The organism is Nonomuraea roseoviolacea subsp. carminata (assembly GCF_024172185.1).
Taxonomy (GTDB): domain Bacteria; phylum Actinomycetota; class Actinomycetes; order Streptosporangiales; family Streptosporangiaceae; genus Nonomuraea; species Nonomuraea roseoviolacea.
Genome location: NZ_JAMZEC010000001.1, coordinates 6,768,306 through 6,779,442 on the forward strand (window position 1 = coordinate 6,768,306; position 11,137 = coordinate 6,779,442).

Consider the following 11,137-nt stretch of genomic DNA (forward strand, 5'->3'; position numbering starts at 1 on the left):
GATCCTGCGGGATGGGCAGCCCGATCGAGCCGTCTGTGTTTTCGCGCCGAATGTTGGGGTCCAGCGTCGAGTTAGTCCAGCTGTCTCGTTTTGAACGAGGTCGTGTCCGGGTCTTCGGTGACCGCCTCCCCATCACAGCAGCCGGCGCTCGGGGGTTCGGGGGCCGGAGGCCACCGGCCAGGGGGTGTGGGGGAGCTTGGCTCCCCCACAGTCACAGCCCGAACCCCTCCGCGCGAAGCGCGCCCCCGGGAGGACCTCGCCTGTGATGTTCTCAGCCAGTGATGGTCCGCCAGGACTGCTCCTCGACCAGCTCGCGGCTGCGCCAGCCGTCGGCGGTGCGGCACACGCGGTGGTGGTACCAGCCGCCGCCCCGCAGCAGCCCGGCGGTGCCGGCCGCCACCATCTCGCGTGACGGGGCCAGCGTGTCGGTGAACGCGGCGCTCACCGCGGCCTCGTCCAGCCCCGCGGAGCCGGCCCCGTCGAAGCCGATGGTGACGGAGCCGATCAGGTGCAGCCGGCCGGGCCACCCGGACAGCACCTCGGCCAGCCATGCCGTCACCTCGGCGCGGGTGCCCCGGATGCCGCCCGCGGAGCGGTAGTCGATGACGGCGTCGGGGGTGAAGACGTCGTCGAGCAGGTGCCACTGACCGGAGTCGACGGCGCGGGCGTACCGGCCGAGCAGGTCGATGATCTCCAGCCGGTCGGCGATCTCGCGGAGGTCCATCCCTGGATTTAACCAAACGCTTGGTAGGTAAGCCAGGAGCTCCCGTGGGGCCTGAAGTCGACGGCCGAACACCAGGGCACGCGCTCGTGCAGGGCTGCGGCGCATCGCGGACGCATCGCGGCCGTATCAACGGCACGCCCCAGACTCGGGAGACGTGAGGGACACACGAACCGCACAGACCTTCGAGGTGTCCCACAACCGTTCTGCCCGCTCTCCAGCACCAATGACAGGAGAACCTCCCATGTCGACCACCTACGTCATCGCCACAGTCATCACCGCCGCCTGGGTCGGCTTCTCCGGCTTCTCGCTGCTGCGCAGGGCCGACTTCGTCACCCAGCCACTCATCGAGTACGGCGTCCCGCAGTCGTGGTGGCCGCTGCTGGGCGCGGCCAAGGCCGCCGGAGCGGTCGGCCTGCTGGCCGGGCCGGCGGTTCCCGCGATCGGCATCGCCGCCGCGATCGGCCTGGTCCTGTACTTCGCGGGGGCGGTCGTCACGGTGCTGCGGGCCCGCTCGTACAAGACCGTCGTCTTCCCTTTCCTGTACCTGGCGCCCGTGGTCGTCACCCTGGCACTGGGCGCGGCGGTATGACGTCAGGGGATGAGGGAGACCTCGGGGAAGCGCGCGTCCGGGGCGTCGAACAGGCGGGTCGGCTCGCCGCGCAGGTGCAGGTCGAAGAACGCCCCGACATAGGCGCGCTGGGCCGCCACCGACCGGCCGGGGTCGATCGTGCCCACGTAGTCCGCGAGCGGCACCGTGGACAGCTTGGCCGCGACCTGCGGCAGCAGCGGCTGCAGATCGGTGAACGAGCCGTGGGCCGCGCCCTTGAAGCGCAGCTCCCGCTTCCATCCGGTCGAGGCGCGCCAGAACGACCTCCAGCTCGGCTCGCTGTCACGCGTGTGAGCCTCGGCCGCCAGTTGCAGGAACGGCCTGGCCACCCCGCGTGCGGCCACCGGTCCGACATAGGCGCCGTCGACGTTGACGCCCGCGTCCACACGGGCGTCGTCGCGGGTCAGCTGCGCGGCGACCGAACCGCCCAGCGACTGCCCCAGCACCCCCACCCGTGAGGCGTCGGGCGCGCCGAGCATCCCCTCGGGCAGCCTGCCGCCGATGGGGCGGCCGTGGGCGAGGGCGGTGACCTGGTCCAGGACGTGGCGCATGTCCGCCAGGCGCGCCCGCGAGTGCTTGGCCAGCAGCTTGGCGATGACCTTCGGCGTCAGCTTCGCGGGCAGTGGCAGGGCGCGCACCAGACGCCGGCCGGGGAACTCCACCTGGTCGGCCTCGTAGGTGTGGTCGACGGTGACGACCAGGTAGCCGCGCGAAGCCAGGTCCTCGACCAGGGTGGTGCCGAGCGTGCGCGGCCCGCCGTCCCCCGAACCGAACAGCACCACCGGCAGCTTCCCCGCACGCGGCTCGACGGGCGCGCCCACCCGGGCATGGGTGCGCGTGGCGGCCCAGGCGACGGCGCCCTTGGCGACGCCCAGGGGCGGCGCCGAGTGCCGGTCCCAGTCGGCGGCGGCCAGCGGCGCCATGTGCGGCGCGAGCGGCCCGCCGCCCTCGGCCGGGTACCACAGACTGATCATCAGCTCCCGGTACGGCTTGGCCGCCATCAGCGGATCGGGCCGGGACCGGTCGACCAGCCACATGGCCACGGTCCCGACCGGGTACGGGCCGCCGGGCGCGGGCAGGCTCACCGCGATCGGGCCGCCGGGCGCGGGCAGGCTCACCGCGATCGGGCCGCCGGGCGCGGGCAGGCTCACCGCGATCGGGCCGCCGGGCGCGGACAGGCTCACCGGGATCGGGGCGCCGGGCGCGGACAGGCTCACCGGGATCGGGGCGCCGGGCGCGGGCAGGCTCGCCCCGATCGGGCCGCCGGTGTCGGCTCCGGCCGCAGCCGGGGATGCCGCCAGCACCAGGACGGCCAGGCCCGCGACCACGCCTGCGGCCTTCGAGATGGCGGACTCCCGCCTCCTGGAGGCAACGGACGCACCCGTGGTCCTGCTCCCTCTGGACAGACCTGTACGTGTCGCGACATAAGACATGCGAAAGCTCCTCGAACGGAAAAAGGAACACGGCAGTGGACGTTCGACGAGGCTGGCAGCCGGGCACACCCGCGGACGAGCGGCGGAGGTCGCACGCGCGCATGCGACTTTCGGATGACGGTCGTCCTCGCGAAGGAGCGGGAACGAACTCGCAGGACAACTAGGGTGAAGCGGGTGAACCCAGCCGACCGTCCGGCGGCCCGCCTCACCGCGCCGGGCCGGTGGCCGACCGTGGCCGTCGACGCGACGGCGGGCGCCGCGCTGTTCCTGGCCACGCTCGGGCCCGGCCAGGTGCTGTCCGGCCCCTCATGGTTGCTCGCGTTGCAGACGGCGCTGGTGGCGCCGCTGGCCTGGAGGCGGCGCGCCCCGATGACGGTCCTGGCCGCGATCGGCCTCGCCGCCGCCGTCCAGTGGGCGCTGGACGTGCAGCTTCCCGCCGACGCCGCCCTCCTGGTGGCCCTGTACACGGTCGCCGCGCACCGCCCGTGGCGCCACGCTCTCCTGGCGGCGCTCGCGCTGCAGGCCGGGATACTGCTGGCCGCCGCCCGCTGGGCGCCGCCCGGCCAGTTCCCCTTCACGGTGGCCGCGCTGAGCGCGATGGCGGCCGCCGCCCTCATGACCGGCCTGTGGACACGGGAACGACGGGCGTACGTGACATCCCTGGAACGCGACCGCGAGCAGCGGGCACGGCTCGCCGTCGCCGAGGAACGCGCGCGGATGACCCGCGACATGCACGACATCGTCACCCACAACCTGTCGGTCATGGTGGCGCTGGCGGACAGCGCCGCCCACGTCCGCCACAGCGCGCCGGACCGGGCCGCGGCGGCGATGGAGCACATCGCCGTGACAGGACGCCAAGCCCTGGAGGACATGCGCCGCTCCCTGAGCACCGGCCACGACTTCGCCGCCTCACGCGACCTCACCACCTCAAGCGACGGCCTCGCCATCTCAAGCGACGGCCTCGCCGCCTCACATGAGCTCGCCGCCTCGGGAGTCGTCGTCACCTCTGGCGGCGACTCTCTCGACGCGATGCGGCAGCCCGCGCCCGGGATCGCCGATCTCGGCCCGCTGGCCGAGCGGATGCGCGCGGCCGGGCTGGCGACGCGTCTCCGGGTCACCGGCGACGCCGAGGCGGTTCCCGCCGCCGCCCAGCTGACGATCTACCGGCTGGTCCAGGAGGCGCTGACGAACACGCTGCGGCACGCGCCCACGACCGGCGCCGATGTGCGGGTCGATGTGTCGGCGCGCCGTGCCGAGGTGGAGGTCATCGACGTTCCCGGCCTCGTCGCGCCTGCCGACACCGGACCCCGTGACACGGGCCCCGGCGACACGGGCCTCCGCGACAAGGGACCCCGCGACCCGAGGCCCCGGGGATCCGGGCCCCGTTCAGGGCTCCGGGGCGAGGGGCGCGGGATCGCGGGCATGCGGGAACGGGTGGCCGCCTACGGCGGGACCCTGGACGCCGGACCGGTGGCAGGCGGCGGATGGCGGGTCCTGGCGGTGCTGGATCTACGGCCGCCCCGATGAACGAAGTGCCGGCCGCGCCGTCCATGGGAGCTCCACGATGATCCGGCTGCTGATCGCCGACGACGAGTCGCTGCTGCGGATGGCCTTCCGCATGGTCTTCGAGGCCGAGCCGGACATGGAGGTGGCCGGCGAGGCGGACGACGGCGAGCAGGCGGCCCGGCTGGCGCGGCGCCTGCGTCCGGACGTCGTGCTGATGGACGTGCGCATGCCCGGCCTGGACGGCATCGAGGCCACCCGCAGGATCGTGCGCGACAGCCCGCGCTCGCGCGTGCTCATCCTGACCACCTTCGACCTGGACGAGTACGCCTTCGCCGGGCTGCGGGCCGGAGCCGCCGGGTTCCTGCCGAAGAACACGCGGCCACCGGAACTGCTGAGCGCGATCCGCGCCGTCGCGGCGGGGGAGGCGGCGCTGTCGCCGCGCGTCACCCGCCGCGTGCTGGAGAGGTTCGCGCCGCAGATGACGCCGGGGCCCGCCGAGCGGGACGAACGGCTGGCGCGGCTGACCGCGCGCGAGTACGAGGTGCTGACGCAGGTGGCGCGCGGGCTGTCTAACGCCGAGGTCGCCGCGGCGCTGCGGCTGGCGGAGGCGACGGTCAAGACGCATCTGAGCCGCGTGCTGGTCAAGCTCGGGCTGCGCGATCGCGCCCAGGTGGTGGTCTTCGCCTATGAGAGCGGCCTCGTCCGCCCGGCTCCGCCGTTGTAGGTCCCACGGCCAGGCCGGGTTTCACAGCCGCCGGACGCGCAGCACACAGGTCAGCATCGGGAGGGTGAACTCGCCGTCGCCGGTCTCGGACCGGCTCGCGAGGTAGGCGCGGACCCGGCCGAGCGTGGCCGCTCGTTCCCGTTCGGGCATGACCAGCATCCCCGCTCTCGTCGCCAGGGTCTCGACGAGGGAGCCGGCGGTGCGGCGCTGCCCGTGCGGGAACTCCGCCTGCTCCGGCGAGCCGAACCGGGCGGCCACGCCCGTCCGGGGGAGGTGCATGCCGGCCGTCGCGGCGCGCCAGCTCGCGGGTGTGTCGCGTGGTCCGACGGCCGCGCTCCCGCCGGCCCGGGCGAGCCCGGCGACCCAGTCGACCCGGTCGTCGAGGACGTTCCACAGGCCGGCCAGGATGCCGCCGGGCGCGAGGACCCTGGCGATCTCGGGGCCCGCGACGGCCATGTCGAACCAGTGCATGGCGTTGCCCGCCAGCACCGCGTCGACGGACCCGTCCGGCAGCGGTATCGCCTCGGCGCTGCCCGGCAGGGCGCGTACCGCCGGCAGCGCGCGGCGCAGCTCGGCCAGCATCGCCGGGTCGGGCTCCACCGCGACGACGTCGGCGCCCGCCGCGACCAGCGTCGCGGTCAGCTTGCCGGTGCCGGCGCCGAGGTCGAGCACCCGCGGCCCGGACCCGGACCCGGACCTAGACCCGGGCCCGGACCCCGACCCGGGCGCGGGCGCGAGCGCCCAGCGGACGGCGGCCTGCGCGTAGTCCGGGCGGTGCTCGGCGTAGGCGGCCGCCGCCGCGCCGAACGACGAGGCGAGAGCCGATCGGGCGTCCTGTTCCATGCGATCACCCTATGCGGGCCCCACCTACCTGCTGAGGCCGCCGGAAAACGGTTTGAGCCGTCCGTCCGCGTTCCCGTAGGTTGCCTGCGGCCCCGTCGCCGTGAGGACAGAGGACAAAACCGCGTGACCCCGCCTGCTCTTCAGACCTGACACCTTCTTCCGCTCACCTTCAGGCCGACCCTCTCGTCGGCTCCGCCGGGCTGCCCGCGTGCGCCCGGTCATTCAGCGTTTGAGGTCGCGCGCAATCGGCCTCGTGTCAGGTCCAGAGAGATCATGTCTTCACAACCTCATACCGTGCTGTCCTGGGTCGTCCGCCGGACCAGGCTGCCTCTGCTGTCGTTGCGGTGCGTGGACTGCGGGTCGGAGTCGGCCACCACCGGCAAGGGCAGGTTCCGGGTCAACGCCAACGGCAAGCTGCTGCACGTGTGGCTGCTGGTCCGCTGCGTGTCCTGCGATCGGACGGTCAAGATCGCCGTGTACGAGCGAGCGCCGGTCAGGTCCTTCGACCCGGCCCAGCTCGACCGCTACCACGCCAACGATCCGGAGCTGGTGGCGTCCACGCTGCTGGATCCGCTGATCGCCCGGCGCAACCGCTTCACCCTGGACTGGACGGGGGCCTGGCGGCTCGATGCCCAGCCGGTGGGGCTCGCCGAGGCGTGGCCGGTCCGGGTGGAGGTCGTCTTCGAGGATCCGGTGCCGGTGCGTCCGGACCGGCTCGTCGCGCAGGGGCTCGGCCTCAGCAGGAACGAGATGCTGCGCCGGGTCAAGTGCGACATCCCGCTGCGCCGTCCGAGGATCGCCGGGTTCACCTTCACCGTGATGGCCGGCGACTAGCGGAGACGCCGTCCCCGGGCGGCTCCGGCGGTTCGGAGCCGCCCAGGGGCGGCGCTCGTCCCCGTGGGCGCGGCGTGAGATGCCACGTGACCTGGCCGGAGCCCGGGGCCGGGGAGGAGCGGACGGAGGCGCGGGGCCGGCGATGTACTGTCCGGCGTTATGCATGGACAGCAGCACGCGGTGTCGCCGCACGAGAGCTTCTACCGCGCCTACTCCGCGGCGCAGGTGGACGCCATCGTCGACGCGCTCGGCCACCGTGCCGAGTTCCCGTACGAACTGACCTACCTCGGTGACGGCAGCGAGATGTGGCGCGAGAGCGAAGTGCCGTCCCACCCCGGACGCGCGCCGATGCTGAGCGACTTCGACACGCTCCTGACCCGCCACGCCGAGCGGCTCCTCGCCCTCGCGCCGCCGTCGTCGCCGGTGCGGATCGTCGATCTCGGGCCGGGCACGACGCGTCCCGTGCGCGGGCTGATCCGCCACCTGCTGGACAGGTCGCGCCTGGCCGGCTACCACGCGATCGACATCAGCCCCGAGATCCTCGACCTGGCCAGGGAGCACCTCCGCGTCGACTTCCCCGCCCACGCGGAGCGCTTCGAGCTGTGCCGCGGCGACTTCACCGGCCCCGACCTCGCCCGCGTCCTCGCCGCCGGGCCCGCGTCCGGCCACGACGGCGCTGATCCGGTCCGCTTCGTCGTCCTGGCCGGCGGTACGCCGTACAATTTCGCCGACCCGGCCCGGCTCCTGCGTCACGTACGTCACGCCATGGGCGACCACGACGTGCTGCTGCTGACGCTGCGCATCGACACCGGCGTGGACCGGCCGCCGTTCATGGACGAGGTCAGCGTCGGCGGCCCGTACAAGCCCCAGCAACTGGTGGGACTCGACCTGCTCGCCGTCGACCGCTCCTGGTACGTCACCGAAACGGGGTTCGACCGCGCTCGCAGCGAGGTCTTCGTCCGGGCGCGCTTCCTGGAGCCGGTCACCGTGACCTTCGACGTCGGCGAGGACCGGCGGACGGTGTCGTTCGAGCCGGGCGAGACCGTGCTCGTCTGGCGCTACCTCTACCACGACGGCGCGGCGGTGGCCGACCAGCTCACCCGCTGCGGGCTCCGGGTGCGCCTGTTCGAACACGGTGAGGACAGCCAGGTGGTCCTCGTCGCCGCGACGCCCGCGCCGGGAACGGCGGAGCCGGCGACCGCACAGCCGGGGGAGACCTTCTCCGGAAGATCGGACACGGCTACGCTCGGCGGATGATCGCCGGTGCAGGACCGGCCGACGACGGAAAGGTCGGCGGATGAACCTCAACCTCCCCACCGCGGCGGAACTCCGCGGCGAGCAGACCAGCGTGATCCAGATGGCGAGCAAGGACTCGTCCTGGGTCGTCAAGCTGAAGGACAACGACGATCTCGAACCCGCCGACGTCCACGGCGCGTGACGGTTCGGACTCCGGCGCTGAGACGCCGGCGCGGCGGACCCCGGAGCCCGCGCCGGTACTTCGAGGTAGCAAGTCTTTTCAGGAAGTTCAGACTTGGCTAAACTTTGCGATCGATCGCCGGTGCGATACCGGACGACGACAGAAAGGTCGACGGATGAAGATCAACTTCCCCACCGCAACCCAACTCCGTGGCGACCTGACCAGCTTGATGCAGACGACGAGCAAGGACACCTGCTGGAGCGTCAAGCTGAAGGACAACGACGACCTCGAGCCCGCCGACGTCCACGGCGCGTGACGGTTCGGCGTGAGGGTGTAGATTGAGCCGCCCCACCACTGTCGACCAGGCCGACGGCGGCATGGCGGACAACCTGTCGGGCGGGAACGGGGTGCTCGCGCGCCCCGTTCCCGCTCCCGGCGACACCCGCAAGGTCTGCCTGTCCGGCACTCACCGCGTCCTGACCCCCGCGGAGACGCTGCGCCGGATCCGGCCGCTGTTCCCGGTCGTCGGCATCACCCGGATCGCCGACGTCACCTGGCTCGACGAGATCGGCATACCGGTCCACCAGGCCGTCCGCCCGAACTCCCGGACGGTGTCGGTGAGCCAGGGCAAGGGCCTCACCCACGACCTCGCCAAGGTCTCGGCCGCCATGGAGTCGATCGAGTCCTGGCACGCCGAGCGCGTCGATCCCGGCGAGACGACCGCGACCGTCGCCGACATGGAACGCGCGTGCGGCTACCGCGTCCGCGAGCTGGCCCCGGAACCCCGCCACCACCTCTGGCCGGGCCTGGAGCTCGAATGGACCAGGGCGAGCCGCCTGGACGACGGAACGGACACCTTCCTGCCGACCGACCTGCTGCGCCTGGACGGCCGGGTGCGCGACACCTGGATGCCGCCCCTGTTCGCCCAGAACAGCAACGGGCTCGCCAGCGGCAACACCTTCGCCGAGGCGGCGCTCCACGGCCTGTACGAGGTCATCGAACGCGACTGCCTGGCCCGCGCCGCGACGGGCCCGTCGCCGGCCCTGGACCTGGGCACCGTGGACGGCCCGGCCCGGGAGCCGCTGGACCTCATGGCCGCGGCCGCGGTGGAGGTCCGGGTCGAGGTGCTGCCCTCGCCCACGGGGCTCGCCTGCTTCCTGGCCACGATCTGGAGCGAGGAGTTCCCGGTGCCCTTCGCCGGGGCGGGCGCTCACCTGGACCGTGACGTCGCGTTGTGCCGCGCCCTGACCGAAGCCGCGCAGTCACGCGTCACCCAGATCGCCGGGGCGCGGGACGACCTCACCACGGGCGCCTACCGGCGCGCCGTCTCCAGCGGCTCCGCGCGTCCCGAACCGCTCCCGGAGGCCGTCCGGCTCACCTACGACGAGATCGCCTCCGTCCGCAACGAAACCCTCGCGGAGGACCTGCGCGCCACGGTCGGCGGCGTCCTCGCGCTGACCGGGCGGTCTCCGCTGGTCGCCGACCACACCAGGCCCGACCTCGGCATCCCGGTGGTACGAGTGGTCTGCCCGGGCCTCCTCTGCGAACCGGCGTTCATGTGATGAACCGGTACCTCTTCGTCGGCCCCAGCCTGCCGGAGGCCGCCGACCTGCTCGCGGCGGACGGCATCACCGTCCTCCCGCCGGTGGCGGCGGGAGACCTGCTGAACCTCGCGCCCCGGCGGGGAGACGTCGTCGGCGTCATCGACGGCTACTTCCGCCAGACCCGCGCCGTCCGGCACAAGGAGATCCTGTCGCTCCTCCAGGCGGGCGTGACGGTCCTCGGCGCCGCCAGCATGGGCGCCCTGCGCGCGGCCGAACTCGACACCTTCGGCATGCTCGGCGTGGGACGCGTCTACCGCGACTACGCGGAAGGCCGGCTGACGGCCGACGACGAGGTGGCCCTCCTGCACGGTCCTGCCGAGGAAGGCTACCGGCCGATCTCCGAGGCCCTCGTCAACATCCGCGCGACCCTGAGCCTGTGCGTCGAGGAAGGGATCCTGGACGAGCCCGCCGCCGGTCGTCTCGTCGCCGCGCTGGCCCGGCGGCCGTACCGCCTGCGCTCCTACCCGGAACTCGTCCGGCTCGCCCGCGAGTCCGGCGTACCGGACGCGAAGGCCGAAGCGCTGCGGCGGCTGTGCGCGACCCGGGCCGTCAACGTCAAACGCGAGGACGCGCTGCACCTGGTCCACAGACTGCGCACGCTCCAGGAAGGCCCCGCGGACGCCGCCGAGCACCCCGCGCCCGGCTTCACCATGGCGCCCACCGTCTACGTGCACCGCTGGCGGCTGGGAGCCCGCGGCCTCGACACCGAGGACGGCCGGGTCGCCGAGATGAGCGTCCTGCGGATGTGCCAGCTCTTCGCCCGCGACTACCCGGACTTCCACCGAAACCTGGTCTTCGCCCACCTGGCCCGGGAATGCGCCGCCCGCTGCCGGAGCGGGCGCACGGAGGCGACCCTCGACGGGGCGCTGGAGCACGCGCGGCACCGCAACGTCATCCCGGACCCGCGAACGGCCGAGCCCGGGGAGCTGGGCTTCCTCGACCTGTGGCTGACCCCGGCGGAGCGGGCCTCGCGCCCGGTGAGGGACCAGCTCGGCACCTTCCTGGTGCGCAGCTTCCAGCTGACGCCCGGAGTCGCCGCGGACGGCCCGGCCCTGGACGCGCTGCGCCGGCGACCCGTCGCCGCGGCGGCGGCGACGCTGGTCAACGCCGCGAGGTCGGTGAACGAGCACGCGCGGCGGACCGAGTCCACCTTCGACATCCACAGCCTGTCGGCGGACCGGGTGCTGGCCCACATCGGCGAACGCTGGGGCGCCGAACCCGAAGCTCTGGAGCTGCACGCGCTGGACCGGGGGATGGGCTCCCGGGACGTCCTGCTCGCCGCGGCCCGGCCGTTCTACCTCCTGTCGCGGTACAACCCGGACCTGGTGGATCTGCACATCGCACGGCAATAGTGAACTTTTGTGCCGAACGGGATGAACATCCCCGATGAGGTCTCGGCCGGAGAACCCTCACCTGTCTAGTTTTGTCGCGTGTCAAAGACTATG

Annotated in this window: 12 protein-coding genes; 9 read left to right on the forward strand and 3 right to left on the reverse strand. The window is 73.1% G+C overall.

The features are described 5' to 3' along the window. Positions 1–271: 271 nt before the first annotated feature. On the reverse strand, positions 272–724 hold the full coding sequence (locus tag HD595_RS31290; RefSeq protein ID WP_253775264.1) for a nuclear transport factor 2 family protein: 453 nt from the start codon (positions 722–724) through the stop codon (positions 272–274). A gap of 241 nt (positions 725–965) precedes the next feature. On the opposite strand from HD595_RS31290, the gene HD595_RS31295 reads away from it, so the two are divergent. Further along, the gene (locus HD595_RS31295) at positions 966–1,313 is read left to right on the forward strand and encodes a DoxX family protein (RefSeq protein ID WP_253775266.1); all 348 of its coding nucleotides are present in this window, start codon (positions 966–968) and stop codon (positions 1,311–1,313) included. Positions 1,314–1,315: 2 nt separating this feature from the next. Here HD595_RS31295 and HD595_RS31300 read toward each other — a convergent pair whose 3' ends face one another. Next, positions 1,316–2,659 carry an alpha/beta hydrolase gene (locus HD595_RS31300; protein ID WP_253775268.1) on the reverse strand — a complete coding sequence of 448 codons (1,344 nt, stop codon included), beginning with the start codon at positions 2,657–2,659 and terminating at the stop codon, positions 1,316–1,318. Positions 2,660–2,938: 279 nt separating this feature from the next. Here HD595_RS31300 and HD595_RS31305 point away from each other — a divergent pair, with 279 nt between their 5' ends. Both HD595_RS31305 and HD595_RS31310 read left to right on the forward strand, forming a co-directional pair. Next, a complete protein-coding gene (locus HD595_RS31305) occupies positions 2,939–4,291 on the forward strand; it encodes a sensor histidine kinase (RefSeq protein ID WP_253775270.1) in 1,353 nt (450 codons plus the stop codon). Between the two features lie 37 nt (positions 4,292–4,328). Then, positions 4,329–4,994, forward strand: a complete 666-nt coding sequence (locus HD595_RS31310) for a response regulator (protein WP_253775272.1) — start codon at positions 4,329–4,331, stop codon at positions 4,992–4,994. Positions 4,995–5,015: 21 nt separating this feature from the next. Here HD595_RS31310 and HD595_RS31315 read toward each other — a convergent pair whose 3' ends face one another. Beyond that, on the reverse strand, positions 5,016–5,837 hold the full coding sequence (locus HD595_RS31315) for a class I SAM-dependent methyltransferase (protein ID WP_253775274.1): 822 nt from the start codon (positions 5,835–5,837) through the stop codon (positions 5,016–5,018). A gap of 294 nt (positions 5,838–6,131) precedes the next feature. Between HD595_RS31315 and HD595_RS31320 the strand changes: the two genes are divergently transcribed. The 6 genes from HD595_RS31320 to HD595_RS31345 all read left to right on the forward strand — a co-directional run bounded on the left by HD595_RS31320 (position 6,132) and on the right by HD595_RS31345 (position 11,044). After that, positions 6,132–6,671: a DUF1062 domain-containing protein gene (locus HD595_RS31320; RefSeq protein WP_253775276.1), complete on the forward strand. Its 540-nt coding sequence runs from the start codon at positions 6,132–6,134 to the stop codon at positions 6,669–6,671. Between the two features lie 159 nt (positions 6,672–6,830). Then, complete coding sequence (locus tag HD595_RS31325; protein ID WP_253775278.1) at positions 6,831–7,928, forward strand: L-histidine N(alpha)-methyltransferase; 1,098 nt, start codon at positions 6,831–6,833, stop codon at positions 7,926–7,928. Positions 7,929–7,968: 40 nt separating this feature from the next. Continuing rightward, the gene (locus tag HD595_RS31330; RefSeq protein WP_253775280.1) at positions 7,969–8,109 is read left to right on the forward strand and encodes a hypothetical protein; all 141 of its coding nucleotides are present in this window, start codon (positions 7,969–7,971) and stop codon (positions 8,107–8,109) included. Positions 8,110–8,263: 154 nt separating this feature from the next. Then, the gene (locus HD595_RS31335) at positions 8,264–8,404 is read left to right on the forward strand and encodes a hypothetical protein (protein WP_253775282.1); all 141 of its coding nucleotides are present in this window, start codon (positions 8,264–8,266) and stop codon (positions 8,402–8,404) included. 22 nt (positions 8,405–8,426) lie between these two features. After that, positions 8,427–9,650, forward strand: coding sequence for a YcaO-like family protein (locus HD595_RS31340; protein ID WP_253775284.1), 1,224 nt, complete (start codon positions 8,427–8,429; stop codon positions 9,648–9,650). Beyond that, positions 9,650–11,044: a TfuA-like protein gene (locus HD595_RS31345; RefSeq protein ID WP_253775286.1), complete on the forward strand. Its 1,395-nt coding sequence runs from the start codon at positions 9,650–9,652 to the stop codon at positions 11,042–11,044. Before HD595_RS31340 ends, HD595_RS31345 begins: the two co-directional genes overlap by 1 nt. The last annotated feature ends 93 nt before the right edge of the window (positions 11,045–11,137 follow it).

Excerpts from the sequence above, each read along its gene's own strand:
- HD595_RS31290 (WP_253775264.1), bottom strand. The coding sequence starts at position 724 with ATGGACCTCCGCGAGATCGCCGACCGGCTGGAGATCATCGACCTGCTC.
- HD595_RS31315 (WP_253775274.1), bottom strand. The coding sequence starts at position 5,837 with ATGGAACAGGACGCCCGATCGGCTCTCGCCTCGTCGTTCGGCGCGGCG.
- HD595_RS31345 (WP_253775286.1), top strand. The coding sequence starts at position 9,650 with ATGAACCGGTACCTCTTCGTCGGCCCCAGCCTGCCGGAGGCCGCCGAC.
- HD595_RS31310 (WP_253775272.1), top strand. The coding sequence starts at position 4,329 with ATGATCCGGCTGCTGATCGCCGACGACGAGTCGCTGCTGCGGATGGCC.
- HD595_RS31295 (WP_253775266.1), top strand. The coding sequence starts at position 966 with ATGTCGACCACCTACGTCATCGCCACAGTCATCACCGCCGCCTGGGTC.
- HD595_RS31330 (WP_253775280.1), top strand. The coding sequence starts at position 7,969 with ATGAACCTCAACCTCCCCACCGCGGCGGAACTCCGCGGCGAGCAGACC.
- HD595_RS31325 (WP_253775278.1), top strand. The coding sequence starts at position 6,831 with ATGCATGGACAGCAGCACGCGGTGTCGCCGCACGAGAGCTTCTACCGC.
- HD595_RS31335 (WP_253775282.1), top strand. The coding sequence starts at position 8,264 with ATGAAGATCAACTTCCCCACCGCAACCCAACTCCGTGGCGACCTGACC.